At 40.2% G+C, this 23628-nt stretch carries 13 protein-coding genes; 3 read left to right on the forward strand and 10 right to left on the reverse strand.

Going from position 1 to position 23628, the window contains the following annotated elements:
* Nucleotides 1-44: 44 nt before the first annotated feature.
* Nucleotides 45-4733 (reverse strand): response regulator, encoded by a 4689-nt coding sequence (locus tag V7K76_RS18165; RefSeq protein ID WP_334953432.1) that lies wholly within the window; start codon nt 4731-4733, stop codon nt 45-47.
* A 208-nt stretch (nt 4734-4941) separates the two neighbouring features.
* Nucleotides 4942-6207 carry a hypothetical protein gene (locus V7K76_RS18170; RefSeq protein WP_334778288.1) on the reverse strand — a complete coding sequence of 422 codons (1266 nt, stop codon included), beginning with the start codon at nt 6205-6207 and terminating at the stop codon, nt 4942-4944.
* Nucleotides 6208-6583: 376 nt separating this feature from the next.
* Here V7K76_RS18170 and V7K76_RS34625 point away from each other — a divergent pair, with 376 nt between their 5' ends.
* Complete coding sequence (locus tag V7K76_RS34625; RefSeq protein WP_442936245.1) at nt 6584-6727, forward strand: hypothetical protein; 144 nt, start codon at nt 6584-6586, stop codon at nt 6725-6727.
* 21 nt (nt 6728-6748) lie between these two features.
* On the opposite strand, the gene V7K76_RS18180 is transcribed toward V7K76_RS34625, so the two are convergent.
* Entirely contained in the window at nt 6749-8242 is a 1494-nt protein-coding gene (locus V7K76_RS18180; protein WP_334778289.1) for a hypothetical protein, read from the reverse strand.
* 374 nt (nt 8243-8616) lie between these two features.
* Nucleotides 8617-10344, reverse strand: a complete 1728-nt coding sequence (locus tag V7K76_RS18185) for a ShlB/FhaC/HecB family hemolysin secretion/activation protein (protein ID WP_334778290.1) — start codon at nt 10342-10344, stop codon at nt 8617-8619.
* A gap of 759 nt (nt 10345-11103) precedes the next feature.
* Here V7K76_RS18185 and V7K76_RS18190 point away from each other — a divergent pair.
* Complete coding sequence (locus V7K76_RS18190; RefSeq protein WP_334778291.1) at nt 11104-13920, forward strand: CHAT domain-containing protein; 2817 nt, start codon at nt 11104-11106, stop codon at nt 13918-13920.
* 224 nt (nt 13921-14144) lie between these two features.
* Here the strand turns inward: V7K76_RS18190 and V7K76_RS18195 are convergent, their stop codons facing one another.
* The 4 genes from V7K76_RS18195 to V7K76_RS18210 all read right to left on the reverse strand — a co-directional run bounded on the left by V7K76_RS18195 (nt 14145) and on the right by V7K76_RS18210 (nt 21105).
* Nucleotides 14145-17456: a two-partner secretion domain-containing protein gene (locus V7K76_RS18195; RefSeq protein ID WP_334778292.1), complete on the reverse strand. Its 3312-nt coding sequence runs from the start codon at nt 17454-17456 to the stop codon at nt 14145-14147.
* A 203-nt stretch (nt 17457-17659) separates the two neighbouring features.
* A complete protein-coding gene (locus V7K76_RS18200) occupies nt 17660-18391 on the reverse strand; it encodes a DUF928 domain-containing protein (protein ID WP_334778293.1) in 732 nt (243 codons plus the stop codon).
* A 91-nt stretch (nt 18392-18482) separates the two neighbouring features.
* Nucleotides 18483-20363, reverse strand: a complete 1881-nt coding sequence (locus V7K76_RS18205; RefSeq protein ID WP_334778295.1) for a sensor histidine kinase — start codon at nt 20361-20363, stop codon at nt 18483-18485.
* Between the two features lie 31 nt (nt 20364-20394).
* A complete protein-coding gene (locus tag V7K76_RS18210; RefSeq protein ID WP_334778326.1) occupies nt 20395-21105 on the reverse strand; it encodes a response regulator transcription factor in 711 nt (236 codons plus the stop codon).
* Nucleotides 21106-21370: 265 nt separating this feature from the next.
* Between V7K76_RS18210 and V7K76_RS18215 the strand changes: the two genes are divergently transcribed.
* A complete protein-coding gene (locus V7K76_RS18215; RefSeq protein WP_334778296.1) occupies nt 21371-21568 on the forward strand; it encodes a hypothetical protein in 198 nt (65 codons plus the stop codon).
* A 113-nt stretch (nt 21569-21681) separates the two neighbouring features.
* Here V7K76_RS18215 and V7K76_RS18220 read toward each other — a convergent pair whose 3' ends face one another.
* On the reverse strand, nt 21682-22401 hold the full coding sequence (locus V7K76_RS18220) for a hypothetical protein (protein ID WP_334778297.1): 720 nt from the start codon (nt 22399-22401) through the stop codon (nt 21682-21684).
* A gap of 494 nt (nt 22402-22895) precedes the next feature.
* Complete coding sequence (locus tag V7K76_RS18225; protein WP_334778298.1) at nt 22896-23291, reverse strand: hypothetical protein; 396 nt, start codon at nt 23289-23291, stop codon at nt 22896-22898.
* Nucleotides 23292-23628 lie beyond the last annotated feature (337 nt).

The raw sequence follows: 23628 nt of genomic DNA on the forward strand, positions 1-23628 counted from the left end.
CACTCGCACCGCACTAGACACAGATTTTACGCATTATTATTTTTTCATGTTTTGGCATTACTATTTTTAGCGTTCAAGAATTTTTGGATGTGTTTAACAAAGTCTTCTAACTCTAAGATTAAGTTACTAGTACCTCGACGCTCTTGGTTATAAGCTAGTTTTTCTAATTTTTCTGCTGCTAGATGCATGGTTGTAACTCCCATATTGGCACTAGCACCTTTAATTTGATGGGTTTCTTGTGCTATTTGCTCAAAGTTATGAGTTGCGATCGCTACTTTTATAACCTCTAGACGAGGTTGAATATCTTCAACAAATATTTGCAGTAGTTCTAATTCAAATTCTGAATTATTTTCTGAGAGTTGATGTAAGCGTTCCCAATCAATTGGGAGGTCAACTGAATCGACATCTGTTGTAGAAACCGTCTGCTCTTTGACAGATGTTTCTTTTAGCATGAATATCAAACTTCCCCAACGCTGTAGCATCGCGGCCAATTTTTCTTTCATTACTGGCTTGCTCAGATAGTCGTCCATGCCGGCATCTAGACACATTTTTTGGTCTTCTTTCATGGCATTAGCTGTCATCGCAATTACTATAGGACGACGACCACTAACAAAGCTGCTTTCTTGCCAATGATGAATTTCTTTTGTCGTTTCTAAACCGTCAAGAACTGGCATTTGACAATCCATCAGAATTAAATCGTAGGGAATTTGTTCTAATAACTGCAAAACTTCTTTACCATTGCCAGCAACATCAGCACTATAACCAAGGCTTTGGAGTTGCTTCAAAGCAACTTTCTGATTCACCAAATTATCTTCGGCTAAGAGAATTCTTAATTTATGAAAATTAGAAGCCAGAAGTCCGGGGTTAGGAGTCAGTTTGAAATCCTGCCTCCTGCCTCCTGCTTTCTGCCTCCTGCCTCCTGCCTCCTTTTCTTCTAGCTGCCTTCCTAAGATAGTCATGATGGTATCGAGGAGTCGGGATGGCTTAACAGGTTTGACTAAATAAGCCGCAAATCCGATTTTTAGCGATCGCTGGATTTCATCGCGTTGATTAGTAGAGGTAAGCATAATCAAAGGTAGCCCAGCGATCGCGGGATTTGCCTTAATTTGTTCTCCTAAAGTCATGCCATCTATTTCTGGCATCTGCATATCAATCACAGCGATGTCATAGAGATTTTTTTGCTTGGCAGCCTCCTGAATAGCTTTAAGACCAGTAGTAGCCGAAGCCGCCTGATCTACCAGCATCCCCCAACGGGTAGCTTGATGGTGAATGATTTTACGATTAGTAGCATTATCATCCACCACTAATAAGCGCCGATTCAGTAAAAGTTCGGGATCGCTTTCTGAAGAAATAGGGTAAAGTTGCTTGGCGAGAGTTACTTCAAACCAAAATTTAGATCCTTTCCCTAATCGACTTTCTACGCCCATTTCTCCTCCCATCAAGCTTACCAGTTGCTTGCAGATGGCTAATCCCAAACCTGTGCCGCCATATTTACGGGTGGTGGAAGCATCTACTTGGGTAAATGGCTTAAAGAGTTTGCATTGGTCTTCAGGGGTAATGCCAAGACCGGTATCTATGACGGCAAAATAAATGGTAGCTGTAGTAGAGGTTTGCGATCGCAGTTCTGCTCGTAATACTACCTCTCCGTCGCTGGTGAACTTGATCGCATTGCTGATCAGATTCATCAGAATTTGCCGCAAGCGGCCAGCATCGCCTTGGAGGTGGATAGGGACGTTGGGATAGATTAACGATGCAATTTCTAATCCTTTGTTATGAGACGGGGGAGCCAATAATTCCAACACCTCTTCTACACAGGTAGATAAGTCAAAATCTAGAGTTTCTAGCATCATCTCCCCGGCCTCAAGTTTGGAAAGATCCAAAATTTCGTTGATTAGGCTTAAGAGAGCGTCGCCACTAATGCGAATTGTTTCGATAAAATCCCGTTGCTCTGAGTTTAAGGGAGTTTCTAACATTAAACCTGTCATCCCCAACACAGCATTCATCGGAGTCCGAATTTCGTGGCTCATATTGGCCAAAAAGGCACTTTTGGTTTGAGAAGCTAATTCAGCTTGTTGTCGGGCAATTTCCAGTTCTCGGCGCTGTTGAGTTTCTGCATTTAACATTTGGGCTTGGGCTAAAGCAATACCTACTTGGTCAGCGATTTGCCGTAAAAGATGAGTTTCAAAGCTAGACCAGTGGCGGGTACTGCCACACTGATGGACAATCAGTAAACCGCAGAGTTCTTCTTTGACAAGCAGGGGTATGACTAAATTAGACTTGACTCCAAATTGTTGCAGTAATTCGATGTGGTTTTTTTGGGCTTCAACTATATCTAAGTCAGCAAGCCCCAGATTCCGTTTTTGACGGTACTGCTGTAGATAGTATTGTTGTATGTATTCGGCTTCAAAGTAAGCATCGGTGAACTTTTTCTCTTTGATTGCCAGCCAGCCAGAAACTACTGCCTCAACAAGAGTGGTTCCAGATCCATCTGTTAAAGGTTGATAAATCAAAACGCGATCGCTATGGAGAATTTTTTGAACTTCAGTAACAGTGATTTGGAGAATTTCTTTGATTTGCAAAGACTGACGAATCTTGAGGGTGATTTCAGTAAATAGTTGCGATCGCAAGTTTTGGCGTTGGAGTTCTTCTTCTGCCTGCTTGCGCTCGATAAACTGCCCTACTTGCTCACCAATCGAATTCATAACTTTTGCCAAATTTGAGTCAGCCTGCTGGATCTCATGGCTAAAGCAAGTAATGACACCAATGATTTTTTTATCGCTACGGATCGGAAAACCAAAAGCTCCATGCAGTTCTGCTTGGGCAGCGATTTCCGAGCGGATGAAATTCTGATCTTTAACAACATCAGCAATCCATACAGGTTCAACACTAGCCCAGACACGGCCAGGTAGCCCAATTCCTGGGGTAAATGTAATCTGCCGACTGAAGATGTCAAATTCTTGCATTTGCAGCGAAGTTTCATACCATGAATTTGACAGGGACAGTAGATTTGCTCGCTGATCTACCATCCAAAATTCACTTAAATCCCATCCCAAACTTTCGCAGATTCCTTGCAGAATTTGGGGCATGGCTTCGTTGATTGTCGTTGACTCTGCTAAGACGCGAGTTGTAGCATACTCTGCTTTTAGATGCTGTTCAGTTCGTTTGCGTAAGCGCAGTTCCTCAGAGACATCGCTGATATCAATCCCTGTGCCAACAACGTATTCAACGTCGCCCTCATAGTCTCGTAAGGTAGTGTTAGCCCAAGAAATCAGCCGCCGACTGCCATCTTTCGTTACCCAATAGTTTTCGTATTTATTAGGGCTTTCACCAGTTCGTAACTCCTCAAAAACTGCTCTCACCGGCTCTATCTCTTCAGGAATGAGAAACAGATTCCAGAAATGCCTTCCTTTCACTTCATCAAATGAATAACCAGTGGTTTGTTCACAAGCTTGATTGAAGCGAACAATTTGCCCTTTAGAGTCAAGAACTATGACCAAAGCGCTGGTTGTATCCAGAACTGCTGAGATAAAGTTGCGTTCTTTTTTCAGTGTTTCCTCTGTTAATTTCCGCTCTTTTCCCTCACGATAGATAAAGTAGTAGACTATAGCCAAAATCAGAAAACTTAGGCAAATAGCGATCGCCTGCATCAAAAGAGTATTACGGGCGCTATTTTTGGTGATTTTTAACTGCTGCTGAAGTTCTTCTGTCTCTTTCTTTTCCATCTCACGAATGATATTGCGGATATCACTCATTAAGTTATTTCCCTGATTTGTATTTATTACCTCCAATGCAGCATCTAATCCTAAATTCTGGCGTAAGTCGATAGTCTTTTTCAGTTCGTTCAGTTTGACTGCAATTAAGGGTTCAAGGGTATCGAGTTGACTCAGTTGCCTAGAATCATCTGCTGTTAATTTTCTTAGCTCCTTAATTTCAGGAGCAAGTTTGGCAATTGCTTTCTGATATGGTTTTAGATATGCATCCTGTTTAGTGAGTATATAACCGCGTTGTCCCGTTTCCCCATCCTTGATGTTAGAAAGCAGTTCTTGCAAATTGTTGATTGTCAATTGGGTATTGTCCAACTTTTTACTAGTATCAATTAACGCTTGCGTACTTTGATACGAAATCGTGCCAATCAAGACTAAAATTGCCAATGCCAATCCAAACCCGGCGGCAACTTTTTTTAAAAATTCTTTGCGTGTCTTCTGCGCCTGTTTGCGGGCATCACTTGCCAAAACCAAACTTGCTAAACTGCGCCGCATTTCTAGTTGCTTGATTACCTGGCGGCCTAAAATTCGTAGTGCTTCAACTTGTTCTGGAGAGAGATTTCTTGGTACATAGTCAACTACACAAAGGGTTCCTAGCGCATATCCTTCGGGGTTAGTCAGGGGTACACCAGCATAAAACCGAACATTTGGAGCGGAGGTAACAAACGGATTTGTCGCAAACCTTTCGTCTTCTGTTGCATTAGGCACAACAAAAATTTCCGGCTTCATAATAGCATGGGCGCAGAATGACACATCTCTGGGTGTTTCTAGAGCATCCAAACCAACCTTTGACTTGAACCACTGACGATTAGTATCAATTAGACTGATTAAGGCAATGGGAGTCCCACAAATATATGAGGCTAAACGGGTAAGATCGTCAAAGGCAGCTTCCGTTGGAGTATCGAGAATCTTATACTGCAAAAGAGATTCGATTCGCTGTGTTTCGTTATCAGGTAATGGTGCTTTCATTCTTCAGCCTTATACCATTTTGGATTTTAGATTTTGAATTACAGGAGGGAATGGGGAGTAGGGAATGGGGAGTAGGGAATAGGGCTAAAAATCTCTTGGTATATGACTTTTTATTAAATTTTGTATCTCATTTACCTAAATCTGACGTATTTATAAGGGTTTCTCTCCTGCCCCTGCCCCCTGCCCCCTGCCTCCTGCCCCTTGCCCCCTAAAATTTGACCCGCAACTGTCCTGTCAAAGAATCACTACCGTAGGAACTTCCCCCGGTTTCTTGATTGCGGACATTACTAAAGCTATAGCCCAAGTCTGCTTCTATATTGGGCGACAGCTTTACCGTACAGCGTGTTTGATAAGTATTAGCATTGTCAAATTCTCCTTTAAGTCGCTGCCGTCCTAAGTTGGCAGCGAGACGACAGCGTAAGAAATTAGCAATATCTCCTTCCCAAGCCACCTCACCGTTGTAAACTAGGAAGTCTGGTGGAGAAAAGTAGCCGCTTGTGCGTTCTAAATCGCGATCGAAACTCCAAGTGAATAAGTTAGCTGCCACAGATAATTGTCCGAACTTGCGCTCTAATCGGCTAAAAGACTGCACATCAGAATTACCATCGTTGTAGTTACCCAAACGCAATGATGAAAATAAGCTGGTGTTACGGTCAATCTGCCAAAATAAATCAGGCCCAAGTCGCCAAGCAGTAATTTGATTTTCTAAAGTTCGGACATTAGATTTATAAAGCCCTTGTTCTAAATTACCTGATAGTACTACCGCCGATAGCAATTGACCTGATGTCGAAATTTGCGGCGGCGAAATGGGAGCCTCTACCTTAGCATTGAGATTGATAGCTGTGGGTAAATGATTGAACATATCAACCCCGGCTGCTGTTTGCAGAGTCACTTGCCCAATTTTTCCTTGCCATCCAACTTGCAAGGGAAAATTGGTAATTGATTCAACACCGCGTTGCCCAAAATAGTTAAAACCTGTCCTAAAAAATATTTTATTGCCATTACTCAATCGAAACTGAATCGTTGGTTCGAGGAAAAAATTAGTTTGGCCAAAGTTGTCTGACTCATAGTGATAATCCGTATCAATACTTTCTAAAACAGCATCCGGTGTTCTTGGTTCTGTGGAAGTTTTTGGCGGGCTGGAATTCTGCGGTGGTTCGGGTAGCGCTGGCGGTAATCGCAAATCAGGATTGAAGTTTTCGGGTGCTGCCATCAAAATAGGTAATCGATAGGGAAGGGGTCTTGAGTATTGCTTTACTGACTCAGGATTATTTACTGTGGTAACTCGCTCAGTCAATTCTGAAGATAATTTCCAGTTTTGATGTGCTTGGGCAGCTTGTAACTTAGCTTCTGATAATATCCAAATACCGACGCTATAAATTAATCCCAATTTAATCTGTAGACATCCCAAAATAAACTCAGTGTAAAAACTAGATCGAGAAACAAAGAAATAACCTCTAAAACTATCTGCCATCGCTTGATACTATAAGTTGTAAATAAAAAACTTGCTGCCAAAGAATTTCCTGGCTGCTAGCTGATATATTTATTGGGCTTGGGATTATGATGCCCACAATAGATGCTTGTTAAGACATGGGAAGGAAAAAAGACGCTACTAAACGAAGGGATGATTAGCTCTGACTTTTCACGTCATGGGGAAAAGCCCATGAAAATAATGGCAGGCTGACGCCAACGGGAAGGATAATTCTAAGTACTTGTACGAATGGCACTAAGAAAAGATATAACCCTTGCCCTGACTGGTTCCCAGCCTCCAGGCTGGGAACGGATTCTGGGAGGCTCCGCCTCCAGGGGCTTGACGAGAGGCAGCAGAGCGTTCTCCTGATGTTTCTTGGGTGAAAATTGAGCGATGGAATGCTTTAACTCCAGAACAACAAGAAAAATTTGCCCCGATTTGTCTTAAATTTACAGCAGATTATGTAGCTTTAGCGATTAGACATCTCCAGAAATTAAAGATGCGTTACCCAGAACCCTTGTAGAGACGTAGCACTGCTACGTCTCTACATTCTTTTTCGGAGATGTCTGTTAGGATACACATGGCGCATTTCAAAGCGACTTTGTTCCCAAAGTGGTAGCAAAGCCTGTTTACCAGCATTTAACTGAGCTTGTGAAAAAGAAATTTTCCCATTTTCTAGAATCCAAATAAATATCCGAGTTATTAAATCTGCGTTTAAACTATTTTCATATTCACAATTATAGATTCTTGTTACTTGCTTATCTAAGCAATCTATAGCATATTTAAAAGTTAAGTTTTTCCAGTCTGTGAAATTACTATAATTTTCTTCTTGCGTATTTTTCCATTCAACTCTCCGTAAATTTCCAATAATATAGTCTATGCCTGTTATGGAAGAATCTGTATTACGCACTAAATTTGTATAGGCTTGGTAATATGGTTGCAAGAGGGAAGCAGCAATATTTTCCACATATATATGTAGCCAAGATTGTATGTCATGGAGATAAGGTACTAAATTCCTGATATGATCAATTTCCTTAATCACCGCACGTTCGCTTGTGTAATTTGTGATTTTGGCTAGCAATTCAGCTTCAGATAGTTGAGACATTTCTGAATAATAATTAATTACTTTGGGAATATATTTTTCTAATAACCACTGTCTGGTATACCTAGCCGTCCAGGTTCCTCGTATACCGATATCTTGCTGCCATAAGCTAAATTTCTCTGTCTCAATAGATTGTAAATTAAGATGATTTAGCTCATAGATTATATGAATTTGATTCTGAGGCGATAAAGATAAGTCACTATCTAGTTTTGGGAAAATAAATGTATGATCGCGAATTCCTTGACTCACGCGAATTGATCTATTCTCTCTGTGAAATAGATGCCATTCTGACTTACCTTTAGTATAATCAAATTCATTAGCAAACTGTTGCATTAACTCCCATAATTCTTGGATTACAGAAAAAAGGACAAAACCTCGATTTTCTGAAAGCTTGGCGAATTCAAAATCCCATGTTTCTAAAGCATTTTCAAATTCTATTATTAAACTTTTATATTCTTGGCAAACTTCATCAATACACAAACACAATTCTGTTACTTCTAAATTCGATAAAATGATTGTTGCTTGACCCAAATTTACTTGGAAATTATTTTCATCTAACTGTTTCAAAAAACGACGACATCCCCAACATGGCTGAGTGTGCAATCCAGTCATTAATTGACCCAAAATATCTTGATGATTTAAGTGAATTTTTAGATATTTAAAAAGAATACTACTGAACTCTATTTGACAATTACCTTCGCTAAAATTTTTGGGTAAATTACAGGCGATCGCAACTTTTGGTTTCACAACAACTAAATGATATCCTTCACGCATTATAGAAGGCTCAAAATCATATTCTTCTAAAATATCCTGTAAATCTAGATGGTGTCTGATAATTTTCTCTATTAAATTATATCTAGTATGTATTAAACCTGTTGTATGGTCAAAACCTTGTATCCATGTAATGAATTGTTTAATTGATTCTGGAATAGTCATCAGATAATCTACCTGCTTGGATAAATTTGCTATGCCTTATTTTGTTCGTGTAATTAGCAATTTATCAAGTCAGTTTGGATTATATCGTGATTATAGATACTAGAATGAAACCATTAGTCTTAGAGGTTGTTTGAAAAGTGGTTAGCCGTGATTTTAGGCACTAACTGATCCCCCCTAGCCCGCCTTAAAAAGGCTACGGTGTACACACAAGTCAGATCCAGTTTCACCCCACGCTTGGGATAAGCCAGAAAGCCCTCATGTAGAGACGCGATTCATCGCGTCTAAAAAACCGGCACGTTATACAGACGCGATAAATCGCCGTCTCTACAAGTGTTTTGTTGCTCTTTAACTTAAATATCAAAATCAAAAAAATATCAAAATGGCTGATAGCGGATTGAAAAATTAAAGCCATTATCTTGCAGTGAATTACCGCGATCGCTTGTGCCCATCAATGGTATACCATAGTCTGCACGCAATACTAAACCGTTCAAAGGTTGCCAGTTTAAACCCAACCCTAAGCTAGCAATGGTTTGCGGGTCAGCATTAATACCGCGATTGTTCCAAGCTGTACCAATATCAAAAAATGGTATTAGCTGTAGTGTTTCCACAGTCGATGCTAGGGGAATACGAACTTCCACACCTCCAACTACTCCATTGTCAGCGACAAGTTGATTTTGACTATAGCCGCGGACTGTATCTACTCCCCCAATGCTAATTTTTTCCAGTGAAAGTAAGGAATCAGGAGTAAGCTGAGTGTTAACTTTGGCAAGCATCAAAATCCGGGGAGATAGCTTTTGTACCCATTGAAATTGTCCCACCCAAGAGAAAAAACGCCCGTCAGTACCACTATCGTTGATAGTTGGATCAAAAGCATCAATGCCAAAACTAAATTGCGATCGCGCCGCCAAGACACTGTTAGCATTACGTTGTAACCAATCTTGGGAAAAGCGAATTACTGTAACTCTTGATTCCCCATTTTCGGGGCCTTCGGTAAAGGAGAAGGGAATATCATTGAGTATATAGGTTTGACTGCGCCGTAAATCGAATGCAAAACCTAGAGCAAATTCTCTGTTTGGGGTGTGAATTAACGGTTGACGGATATTAAAAGAAAGGGTTTCGGCTTCGCTGCGGATATCTAAGTCACGAAATTCGCTTTCAATAATCCGGCTAGCGCTGTTGCTGTAGCGGACACCAATGGTTCCATCTAGGGCGTTAAAGGGAATAGAATAACTGATATTGTAAATGTCTAAACCTTCACTACCAGCATATTCAGCACTGAATTTATCCCCAAACCCTAAGAAATTATCGTGAGCAATAAAAATACTCCCTTGTTCTGAACCAACGCTAGGGGATTGGTTATTGGCAAAGACAACCCCAGCGTGAAATGGTGGTGATTCGGTAATTGTCACCTGTAAAATATTGTTACCTGGTGTGCTACCTGCGGTTAACTCAGCATTAACTCGTCCAATCACGGGGTCAAGTTGTAATAATTGCAGCGCTTCTTCGAGACGTTTTTGGTTTAAAGGCTTACCTGCTAGCCGTTCAATCCGGGAACGCACGTATGCAGTTTGCAATCTTTCTAACCCTAAAATTGAAATTCCTTCCAGTTCGCCTTCCACAACCTGGATTTGCACGACACCGCTAGCAATATTTTGATTGTTGGGAATAAATGCACCACTGGTAATATAGCCATTATCAACATAGAGTTTGGTGATTTGCGATCGCAGTTGTAATAACTGCTCAAATGTGATGTTTTTATTTTCTAGGGGCTGTTTTAACTTGATGATTTCATCTTTTAAAACAGAATAGCCTGTAACTTGAATTTCTTTGACAAAGAACTCTTCACTACTGGGAAAATTTGTATCGGGTAGATTTTCTTGTGGAGGTGATGGGAGTATGGGGACAGTTGGTGTCGGTGGTGTGGGAGGAATAGTTGGTGTCGGTGATGGTTGAGGAATAGTTTCTTCCACTTTCCCCGGTGTATTGGGGGGAATTGTGACTCCCGATGGGGGTGTCGATTGGGCAAATACTGCAAGTGGAGTGATGCTGATGCAGGTAAGTAATATGAAAAAAAGCTTTTGAAACCGGAGGTAGGAACCCATTGTTGATATATAATGTGTAAGATTTGTAAAAGATATGGTCTAAATTTTTGCAAGTCACCATTGGGTATCTGAGAGGATAAAATACCCAGATATCCGACTTATGTTTAATAATTAATCTAGCAGGTATGATGTTAATAAATACTCTAGATTGTGTTCCCAGATTTCAGCCGGGAAGAGGATATTATTATTTAATTAAAATACCATAATAATTTTCTTGATGATTGCATAAAAGTGCAAATCGTCAAAATGCGATTTTTCATGCTTGGGTTAATAAAAGCGATCGCACTTCAAATGCTAGTATTTAGAATACAGACCTAACCCCTAGCCCTTCCCTTCTAGGCGTTGGGGACTAAAATTCAAAGCCTTTCTCCTTTTAGGAGAGAGCAATGGAAGTGAGGTCAAAGTGTATTGCATCCGAACGAGAAGCGCTATAAATTGCAGAAAACTGCACGTTTTCCGAAAGCTAAGTTTTTAATGCCTATTTCTGGTAAGTTAAAAAATAAACCAGGAGTCAGAATTCAGAATACTCTACCCATAAAGGGATAGAGTTTTAAGGCAGTATATTTAATACTAGTAACGAGACACCATTCCACACGCTTTTAACCGGGAGCATCCCAATTTTGCAAGAACATGTTTGTCATTGCGAATGAAGCGACAGCGTAGTGAAGCAATCGCAAGATATGGGATTGCTTCTCTCTACTACGTTGCGCTCGCAATGACAATTTATAACCTGAGTTCTGAATTCTTCTTATAAAAGCTATGAAATTACAAAACAAATATCTCAAACGCTTACTTATTGTACCTTTGCGACTCTGCACAAAGCTAATTTATCTCTTCACTCAGCGATACCAAAAACTAAATCATCATCGATTTATTAAAATACTATTTTTAGTAACTATCCTAATTTGTTTATTATTTGGACAAGTTGTATCTGCACAAACGCCAAATGCCACTGCACTAGTCGAACAAGGAATTAAAGACTATAATGCTGGAAATTTCTTTAATGCGATCAAAAATTGGCAAGAGGCATTAAATCAAGATAAAAATAATCCGTCAGCTACGGCGGTTGTGAATGAAAATTTAGCACGTGCTTACCAACAAGTAGGAGAAAATAAAGAAGCGATCGCATCCTTATCAGCAGCAATTCGTGACTATGGCGCTGTCGCAAATATCGAGCAAGTGGGACGGATGAAGTCAGAACTAGCCCAAGTTTACAGCAATTTGGGACAACCCCGCAAAGCGATCGCACTTTTGTGTGGTCAACTAGTAGATAAACCAAAAATTTCCGAAAATCAACCAAGTCAGCAAATAAAATGCACTCCAGAAAGTGCTGTACAAATTGCCACCAAATACAATGACAAACGCGGACAGGTTGCAGCTTTAGGCATTCTCGGTGAAGCATATCGCTTAATTGGAAGTTACGACCAAGCAATTTATTATTTAGATGCGGCACAAAAAATTTCACCAGAATATAAATCTTTGGTATTTAATAGTTTAGGCAATGCTTACAAAAGTCGCGGTCAATTACGAGAGTTACAAGCCGATTCTGCAAATAAGGCTAGCATTTTGAGTAAAGAAAAAGAGTTTACTGAAAAGTCTGTAGATGACTACAAAACAGCCAATAAATATTTTCAGGATAGTATCAAGTTCGCCCGCAATGAAAAACAACCTATAGCAGAGATGCGGGGATTATTAAATTTAATTCAGTTGGGTTCCCAGACAAATAAAAGCAAAATTATTAATAACGAGGAGTTTGATAAAACCCTTAAAAATGCTTTAAAAGTTCTTGAAACTTTGCCAGATTCAGCCACAAAAATCTATGGGGAAATTGATTTAGCATACTTGCAGCGCGATGCTAAAGGAACTTCACCTTTTACCTACTGTCCAACTCAACTAGTTTTATCTAGTAATATGCAGTTGAATTTGCTGGAAAACTCAATATTAACAAGTAAAAAATTACAAGATAATCGTCTAATTTCTTATTCTAATGGTGCTTTGGGTCATTTCTGGGAATGTAGCTCAGATAATGAAAAAGCATTAAAGAATAAAAAAGCATTAAAATATACCCAAGCGGCGATCGTCGCAGCAGATAACAAATTGAGTGCAAAAGATAGCTTGTATTTGTGGGAGTGGCAAGCCGGACGTATTTTAGATCGAGAAAAGCAACAAGAAGAAGCGATCGCATCTTATCAACGAGCATTTGATACTCTAGAAGATATCCGCAGCGATATTTTGACCGCCGAACGGGATGTACAATTTGACTTCCGCGATGTTGTGCGACCACTATACCAAACATTGGCACAGTCGCGGCTCGATTTGCTAGGAGTTGGGGCAATTGCAAGTGAACAACGTGCGAATGAATTATCCGCAGTAGTTAAAACCATTGATGCTTTAAAACTAGCAGAATTACAAAATTATTTTGGTAATGATTGCATTTTAAGTGCCTTGAATCCCAAACAGGTAGGAGAACTCCTCAAAGATAATAGTGTAGCCTTTCAGAATACTGGGTTTTTGAGTTCGATAATTTTAGAGGACAAAACCGGGATATTATTGCAGTTACCCAATCAGGCAACTAAATTTAAGTGGATTGAAGACCCAAATCAAGAAGGTACAAACAAAATAGTTAGCAGCCACAAGCTACAGAAAAAGATTGCCGAGTTTCGCACAGGATTAGTTAAAGGGCAAGAAGAATTTAACTACGATACAACAACTGCGGCAGAGCTTTATGATTGGATCATTCGCCCAATGCTATCGGATATCAAACCAGAGAAAGTCAAAACCCTCGTATTTATTCAGGATGGTTTTTTGCGTAGTGTACCAATGGCAGCACTTTATGACAGCCAAGAAAAGAAATATTTAGTTGAAACTTATGCAATTGCCACAACTCCCAGTTTACGACTTACCACACCCAAAGCACGCGATCGCAGTACACAAAAAGCGTTAATTTTGGGTTTAACAGAAAAAGCCATAATCGACGGCAAAACTTTTGATGCACTTACTGCTGTTCCCGATGAAGTGAGTGCAGTTCAAAGTATATTTCCTAATCATACCGAATTGATCGATCAAAACTTTTTCCCCGAAAGTTTTCAGCAAACACTTGACAAAACCACATATCCCATTGTCCACATAGCTAGTCACGCTCAATTTGGGATAATTCCTGAAGACACCTTTATTGTTACAGGCAAAAACCAAAAACTTACCATCAGCCAATTAGAAAACTCACTGCGAAACCTCAACAGTAAATCAGATGGCGTCGAACTACTGACATTGACTGCCTGTGAAACCGCAGTTGGCGACGATCGTGCCACACTAGGATTAGCTGGAGTTGCATTGCAAGTTGGAGTTAAAAGTGCGATCGCATCTTTGTGGAGTGTCACAGATGAATCGACATCGGAACTCGTCAAAACATTTTACACCAACTATCGTAACGCTGGCATGAGTATTGCAGAGGCATTACAACAAGCCCAAATTAAAATGATTCATCCTCAGAATTTACCACCATCTGAAGAGATGAATCCCACATATAATAATCCTGCCTATTGGGCACCAATGATTGCGATCGGTAATTGGCTTTAATGCTAATTACTGTTCGGTTAAGACAAGAGACGCGATGAATCGCCGTCTCTACAATAATCTTTCTTTTGTAGAGACGGCGATTTATCGCGTCTTTGTGATGATTTATCGCATCTCGAAAACCCAAAATTTTTGCCGTAGCCCTTAACCCAAGCGTATTGAGTTATGGTAACGAAAAATGAGAACGACTTGTGTATACCCTCCAGCAAAAAATTACTCATTACTCATTACTGACATTCTCGACTGAGTACCAAGCGTCCATCAGCAAGTCGATAAAGCCCTTGTGGTTCAACTATGCGATCGCCTTTTTTCCAAGTTGGCGATGTTGGTTCAACATTACGCACCTCACCAGTCGAATAGTTTGAAATTAATCCATCCCCCGGACTATTCCGTAAACCACCAGAACCAGTGATGAAGAATGTACCTTTTTGTTTGGGACTGCGAACAACGCAACTATTAGCAATCAGTGCATTAGTATCGATGACGTTTGGTGATAATCCGGTAAAGCTGTTTTGAATGGAAGTGGTATCGGGTGCGTTAATATTTGTTGTACCTGAAACGCCTAATTCCGAACTTGCAGTAATATCACTTTTTTCGGTTGGTTTTGGACGCGACTCGATACCGAAGATACCTTGCGAGTTAATTTGGACTCTTCCACCGGAACCAGTGTATGCATTGGCGCTGATATCGCTGTTTTCTTCGGGGATGGCGACGATAAATTTAGAGTTGATATTGATATTACCGCCATTGCCACCAGCTTGGCTTCTACCTGCGGTGGTTGAAATCAAACCGCCACCGCGCAACAATAATAAATCAGCGATATCTAGCGTAATGTTACCACCATTACCTGCATTTGTGAAAGAAGCAATACCGCTACCTTTACCAAGAATTTCCAGAAAATTAGCCTTAATTCTGATATTTCCAGCGTCACCTGTACCGAAGCTGCCTGAGACAATTTCAGCATCATCACGTACAGTCAGGCGATTGGTAGTAACATCTATATTACCACCTTTACCATTAGCCCCTTCGTCAACTGATGATAGTAAGCCAGTTGCAAACTCACCGTCTGAACCAGTCAGGATAATGTTATCAGCTTTTACCGTTAAATTACCTGCGTTTCCATTTCCGAAAGTTGCCGATGATATCTGTGATTCTGCTTGTACATTTAATAGTTGAGTTTTGATGCTGATATTGCCTGCATCGCCTTTAGCTTCACTGTCAACCTGAGTTCTGATATAACTACTTCCGCGTAAATCAATTTGATTGGCATTAATCCCAATATTTCCTGCATTACCTTGATTGAATGTGGAGGCAGAAATTTGTCCGTTATTGCTGAGGTTTAAGCGTCCTGTTATAACGTCAATGCTTCCCCCAGAACCAATTCCTCGCGTTTGTAATTCGGCAAATAAACCTGATGGTGCTGAACCATTTAATCCTTCTCCACCAACCCCACTAATATCAATAGAATCAGTGGCATGAACCACCAAATTACCCCCTTGTCCCTGTCCCAATAACACTGAGGTTGATATATTTCCACCATTACTCAATCGCAACCTTTCCGTGTCAATAGTTATTGTGCCGCCCCGGACATCGGTATTACTTCCCTGAACATTCGAGGATAAGTTACTTATCTCATAAAAACCCCCGAACCGAGACAGAATTTCTTGTGTTAGAGGCTCAGACAAAAATTCTTCCGCAGTAGCTTGGTCTAGTCTAGCCAAAAACTGTTCTTTAGGTACGAAAATAAACCCATCCAATTCTACATCTTTGGCGCTGATGGTAATATTTCCGGCGTTGCCACTGCTTTCAAGGGATGTGGTGCTTATATGTCCTCCTTGACTGACAGTGAATCGAGGTGTTTCAATCGTTACATTACCTCCATTTCCTGAGCCAGAAGATGTACGGCTTGATACATAGCTAGAGTAACCGCTAATCTCTACGTATTCACTAGCTTTAATAAAAATGTTAGCTGCATTTGCACTGCTAGAAGTATCTGTACTGATATAACCCGCATCTTTGAGATTGAGTCGCTGGGTTTCAATGGTAATATCCCCTGCTGTTGCTTGAGTTGTACTTCCAAATGGTGTAGCAATACCTGTAGATATATTACTTTTAGTCACCTCAACGGCATTCCGAGCCTGAATGAAAATAGAACCGACATTTCCACCACCAGATGAAAGTGCTGTTACTCCCTCCCCTAATAAATTGTTTTGAAGTCGCAAAGTGCCTGTTTCAATCCGTAAATTACCTGTTGAACCCGAACTTAAGCTTCCGAGTTTTAAAGAGCCTTTCTCAGTGATATTGACAGCATCTGTCGATCGCACAGTCAAGTTTCCTGCATTACCTGCACCTCCAGACCCAACACCGATAAAGCCACCATTGACGTTGACAGACTCTGTTGCATTCAAGGTGAGATTTCCTCCATTACCTTCACCAATGGTAATTACCGAGATCCCACTACTATTTTGCGCTGTACCATCTCCGGTAATTGTGATTTTCCCCGCATTGATAGTAACATCACCACCCGCACCCGTAGCTGAACTACTACTGATGGAAAAAATCGCACTACTGTTAGCAAGAGTTACTGCATCGCTGGCTTGAATTTGAATATCACCACCCTTTGCTGCACCAGAAGTAGCACTCTGAATTCCAGCGCCGTTATCTAAATTAAGTTGAGTTGCATCAACAAAAATTGAGCCGCCATTGCTACCGAAAATAAACGAACCGTTTAGCCCAATCTCGCCCCCAAATAGTTCAATTGCACTATTGCCACTTGCAACAATGAAGCTACTATTCGTTAAGTTGATAGGTGCGCGTCCGAAATTTTCTGGTAACTTAAAACCCAAGGACGAGCCATTGACATTCAACCCAACGGTTGTATCTCCACTGACTGCTGCCAATTTCACTTGTCCATTTTGAGTAAACAAATAACTACCATCTAAGGCAATTTCACCGCCCATAAGTGCTAGGGTGCTACCAGAGCCAACACTCAACCGACCAACCGCTTGACTAGTAATGCTTCCGGGTTGCGAACCAAACTGCAAGCCAATTGGCACATTGATAGCTAACAACGGTGGTGCTTGGGGATTTGTGGCGCTAAATTCTACCCCATTGGGAAAGACTAAACTATTTGCTGTTGTCCCTAAAAAAGAACCCTGCAAATTCAAACTGGCATTTTTCCCAAACACAATGCCATTGGGATTGAGCAAAAACAAATTCGCATTACCTAATACGCCCAAAGTCCCGAAAATATTTGATGAGTTCCCACCAGTAACGCGAGAAAATATATTTGTTATCCCCTGTGGATTGGCGAAATAAACCCCTCGACCCTCACCGACGTTAAAATCTTGAAAACTGTGAAATAGGTTAGTGCCACGAGATGCACCGCCTTCGATGCGGTCATTATTTGGATTAAGAGGAATGATCTGCGATCGCTCTTTTCCCAAGCTGTTATCAGGAATTAACTGAGCAAAAGTAGGATGAATAGAAACTGCTAATGCTCCCACGCATCCTGCGACGCTAAACCGCAAAATCTTCATAATTTCGATTTCCCTATTTTTTCTGTAGGACTAGATCCCCGACAACTTTTAAGAAGTCGGGGATCTAAATCATCAATTTAGCAACTTCCAAATAAAAAAATATTCAATTAACTCTTGTGGGGTGGGCGACACGAGAGCCCTATGGACTGGGCACTCATGTTGCCCACCCCACAATATTGGATAATTTATTTCTTGGGGTTTCCTTAGCGATCGCTAGCAATTTTCTGGAGGTATTCGATGCGTTGCTGAGTATTTTTTTGTTCTCCATCGTTACCTATCAATATTTCGGACTCTGCAAGGTTTTTCACTAAAATTGCCCCAGTCTGCCCTAGTTTACCATTATCAGTTCCTTTCAATGCTTCTGCCAGCGCTTCATACCACAAATCGTTTTCAGCATAATAATTTACGCTTTCGGGAATGCTAGTAAATTGTTTCTTAGCAAGTGATTGAGGATTTGTGACGGTAAATTCTGCACGTCTAACAATTATGCCGTTTTCGCAGTCAATTGCAATTTGCCATAAATATGTTTTACCCACTGTGAGTTCAGGGTAATCTTGGGGAAGTTCTAGTTTGTTAATCCCGACTATTGTGGGTATTTCTTTAACTTTGCCAATTTGTTTAGGGTTGTTGCTTGAATCAAATTCAGCCAATCGGAATCGCACATTTTGGGAACTTGACATATACCAAGCTAACATCGGACGGGTGGAAGCGGTTTTACCAATAAATGTCTGAGGTGCAAGCTGTGTTAGAGGGATATCGCCGTTATTTGAACATCCACGCGAACCACCTGCACGGGAATGTCCGCTAGCTGGTTTGCGATCGCGTGGTTTAAACTGGGCAAATGCTGGGCCTGTAGTCATGAGGAAAACTACCCCCACAACTAAGCTTGTAAGTCTGTGCTGATTTCGCCAAAATACAAAATTTTGATGACTCATGGTGATGTTGTTGATTGTATGGTTATCTAAATAAAACTTTTAATTCTTGCACCTTTGCATAAAATGAATCATAAAAATCTCAAATCTGAAATTATTTCATAGGTTTCCAACTAATTTCGCATATAGTCCCGCGAGGAGAAACTGATTCGCGGCGAAATTCTCCTCCTAATTGTTTAGCAACTATTTTGAAATATTTTGTGCCTTTGCTTTCTAACTTAGATTTAATTCCTGAACCGTTATCTTTGACCCACAATTTGTATTTATTTTCACTATAAACACCTGATGCTTGAATGCGCTTAACTCCTTCGGCGTGTTTACCAACATTACATAAAGCTTCTTCTAAAAACAGACATATTCCCCGTTTATCTTCTATAGTTAAATACTTATCATCAATTGGGTCAAAGTTGCGTATTTTTACTTTTAAAGTTCTAAAATGCTCAAAATCTTGACGTTCTAATGTACTAGAATAAACTTCATATAATAAATCATGCAACGGTCTGTTCAATTCGAGTATTAATCCGCTACCTATACGCAAGCTTTCTTCCGTGGTTAATGCTTCTAATTTGAGAAATTCACCAATTTCCCGAATTTCTCGATCGAGTTTTTCAAATTGTCCAACTAGTTGTTCGTAAGGAACATCTTTAGCACGCAGATGCTTTAATCCATAGGCAAGGGTTTGTAAAGGCCCATTATGAATGACGGTAAAAGTGTTTTGAATAGTATTTTGACGTTCGTTAATTTGCGATCGCAAAAATTTATCATGCTGGTAAAATGCAAAAGCACTCAAACCTACTCCATTTACGGCTAATATTAGAAAACTAGGTGCTACAGGAATCCATACACCCCACACCCACAGCATTACATACCCGTAGGCAAACAGACAAAATACAGCTACACCCACACTCAGTAAATTTCTCCACACAGATTGGGTAAGCCGTCCGATAAAGATGGGCAAAAAACCCCAAAGAAATATCCATGTATACTCTCCGAACTCTCCCCAACTATGCAACATTGTTCGGCCATCTATTACACTACTAAGAATTTGACTAATGACATGAGCGTGATAGTCAATGCCATAAATTTGACCGCTTAATTTTAAATCAGGCAAAGCAGATGTATAAAAAATATCCCCTGCGCTCATATTGCGGTTGCCAACTAAGACAATGCGATCGCGCAATAATTCGGCATTAACTCGACCATTGAGAATATCTCGCATCGACACAACATTAAAAGGTTGCTTCTGGTTGCGGAAGTTCATTAAAATTGACACTCCCCCATCATCAACACTGACGTATCCGCCAAAATTACGGTTAATTCGAGGTAATTCAATCTCACTGAATCTGATTGTATTTGGGTCATTTTTTCCCGTTTGCAACTCAATTCCTCTCGCCTTGAAATACTTAATAACTAACTGCAATGCTAAAGAATATTTATCTTCATTGATATTCTGAGGATTCGGTGTATATAACAAATAGCGTCGATTTTTGCTGTCCTCATCATTAGGTAAATCGACAAATCCAACTCGTTCGGGTGGTAAATTCTGGGGTGGTGAAATTTCTCCGGGTTGTAAAACTTTTTCAATGCCAATAATATTAGAATGTGTTCGTAATATCTGCGCTAGTTGTTTGCCACCAGGTTCTACAGGCACATTTTTGAAGATATCCAGCCCAATAGCTAGCGGTTTATAAGTTTCCAACTTGGTCAGTAACTCTGCAATCTTCTCATCTGGAATTGGATATTGCTTAACCCATTCAATATCTTTTTCGTCAATACCTACAATTACTACACGTTCATCGAGTTTTTCTACCGGACGCAGACGTAACATGGTATCTAGAAACATCCATTCTAAAGATTGCATTCCTCCAACCATACGTATTAAGATCGCCAAAATCAATACTACTATGCCTGGGCGTGCAGCAAGAGACCACAACCCAAATTCTTGGTAAATGCGATTCCAGAGTCTCCTTCTCATCTAGTTTTTTTCCGCATTCATTTTCTCCGTATTAATCAATTAAACCTTCTTCACGGGAACGAATTTCGGTTTGGATTCGCATATTTTTACCACCTTGCTTGCAATCTTCAGGGTACACTCCTAAAACATCCTGAATTTTCGTCCAGTAAGTACGTACTGCTCTTTCTGATTTATACATTTGCTCGGCGATCGCTTTATCTGTTAAACTCTCTTCAAAAGCCAACCGCAATACTTCCAACCATTCTGGTTTGAGTTCGATACTCTTTTTGATATCTTTCGTGTGAGTTCCACCATTAAGCGCCAAATTAAGCCGCATTAGCATTTCATCTTCAGGTAATCCTTTATCTGCGATCGCAAACCCACCCTGATGATTATCAATCTCGTGTTTGATCCGAATTAACGCTTTCACATAACTAGTTTGCACCATCACATTCTGATGAGGATATTCTTGGAGTAAAATTTGCAACAGCTTAATTCCAGTATCAATTTCTGCTATCTCCCCTTGCTGATCGGGAATTGATAAATCCATCACAATCAAGTGAAACTGGTGAAAATTAAGTTGATAAAGTGTCTCTTTTCCAGTCTGAGCCTTAATAATAGTAGCTTTGGGATACTCTCGACTTAATACATCAAGAGTCCCAGTTAAAATTAATTGATGGTCATCGACAACAAGAATATCCAGTTGTTTTTCCACTGACAAATTTCCATAAAATTGATGTTCTTTGAAACTTACGCTTACCATATTTTCACCTAAATTCATTCAAATTAAAGTTTCCTTAAGCTTTATAAGAAATCCCGTCCTTTAAGGTGTTTAGCTTATCTTGTATCCTTGATCCTTAACTTCAGTTATTGAAGTATGCGCTTATTTTAATTGGATATGAATTTCCAAGCTATGCAGAAAAGTGCAAGAATATATGCCACTAATAATATTTTGCTAATCTTGGATAAAAAACTCCACGCCACTTGCGGAATGGAGTTTTAGGGCATGGGGAATGGGGCATGGGTGAATGGCACTAAGAAAAGATACAGCCCTTGCTCTGACTGGTAACCAGCCTCTAGGCTGGTTACCCATTCTGGGAGGCTCCGCCGCCTCCCGTAGCTTGACAAGAGGCAGAGCCTCTTTTAAATACATTCCCAGCCTGGAGGCTGGGAACAAGACGACACAAGTCTTTAGGCTCTTCTTAGTGCCATTCGGGCATGGGTAAGAGTTTCCAATGCCCAATGCCCAAGGCCCCAAGTTGGCGGGCGGCTATCCCTCTGCACCCACAAGGAGATGGAGTTTCCCGCCGACTTCCAATAAATTTGTTTTCTCAATACCTCACTGATTTTTAATTTGTTTAGATGTAGCTTCCATAAAATCTAGAAAAACTTTTATGAGTTTATGGATTCCTTCGCTACCTCCTGCGATTAAACCTCCCGTCAGCAATGCATCTAAACAACGGAAAATAACTACTTGGATGGGATTATCTAAATCAATAACTACAAGTGGTTCAATTGAGCGAATGCCAATTGCACTAATTAAAAGACCGAATAAAAGGGATGTCCATAGAGCAATTATTCGCGTATCAGATTTATAGGCTGTTCTTTGACGCTCTTTTTCATTTATACCATCCATTTGTGGCTTGAATATCTTTAATGCGTCTTGTTGACTTTGTGTATAATTTTGAATTATTTGCTGTTCTAAACTCATTCCTTCAGGCGGTAGTCCACTGCTTTGATTTGATTCCAAAGACGGAAACTGTTTTTGTTGGACTTCCATAAGTCTTATCTTCTCAGATACTAGATCCTTTTCTTGCTGAATACTAATATCTAACTGTTCGACAAATGAACCACGCCAAGTAGTTAGAAAAACTTCTAAAGAGCGTTCCAATAACAAAGAAATAAATAATTGTAAGGTAAGTAACTGAATAATATCATTAACCCCAAATGGTTTTAAAACGAATGGTTTAGATGATAACCAAGTGGAAAAAGTTACTACTAGAAAACTAATAATAATTAACACAATAAATAGAGGAGATTCTGGAGAAAGCTTTCGCAACGTATCTATACTCCTGTTTCGCGTCACAATATCTAACACAGCCTAGAGGCATGGCAAGCAAAAAAATTGTGCATTAGACGTAGGTTGGGTGGAGCGGAGCGCAACCCAACATATATAAGGATGTTGGGTTACGCAAAGCCTCCACCCAACCTACAATTTTTTTACAACTACACCTGCTGAGTAACTTAACAACGTTAATTTGATAGAACAGTAAATAATTTATTACCCAACTCTTTTTTCTAGGAGTGTGATGGCTACGTCACGCACCCCCGCTTTCCTCTCGAAAAGATGCCTTGAGGACAGGAAGGCGATTAGAACAAGCAGCAACTAAAAACCCCTCCAAGCTTGGAGGGGTTAAAGTAATTTTTGCTAATGGGATGGTGATTCGGGGGACAAAGTAGCTTTTCCTTGCTGATGACGCATTTTCTTATCAAAGCAACCAGATGATAGTACAGCATTTCATAAATCCGTTACGAACCTCTACAACTATATACTTAGTTAGATAAATTACCATTAATATCAAGTGATGTCAGTTCCGATTCGACAGCGTTTAGATAACCTGTATCATTCAAAGCTTGTGCTGGTAACTCTTTAGCCTTGACAGCAGCCTTAACCACATCTAGTGCAGTCAGGCTTCCTTTTTGGTATTGAAATAACAAAGCATTACCGCTAGGAATTCCCTGGGCTTTCAGATTACCTTGATAAGCTAGAAATGCAGTATCAAAGGGTTTGAGGTAACTGACGTTTGTAGGATGAGTGGATAAATTGTTAGAGTTGATAACTATAGGTTTGCCACTATTGTTAGCAGGTGTTTGAGCGCCACCGATTCCAGGTAATAAAGCAATAGAAGCAACAATGAATACAGAATCTAGTAAGGTGGAGAGTTTCATAGGATTATCCTTAGTTATAGTAAAGTGCAATTAGTATTCTTGACTAATAGAGTCTTATTTTTTGTCGGTCTAAACTTCCTGCACTCAGTTCACCTGAACGGTTGATTTGTTCCTCACCCATTCGGGTGATCTCATTGAGGGCATCCGACAGTTAATTCAAAATTGCTAAGACCCATTATGTGATAAGCAAGAACAGCAGTATCAAAGGGTTCGAGGTAATTGATATTTGGAGAATAGCTGCGTAAAGTATTAGATTTGATATCTGTAAGTAGACGCAATTAAATATAAAATGTCATTGCGTACTCCTTCGGAGAACCCGCAAGGTACGGAATGAAGT

Origin of the sequence: Nostoc sp., from assembly GCF_036917975.1 — a bacterium.
Lineage (GTDB): Bacteria > Cyanobacteriota > Cyanobacteriia > Cyanobacteriales > Nostocaceae > Nostoc.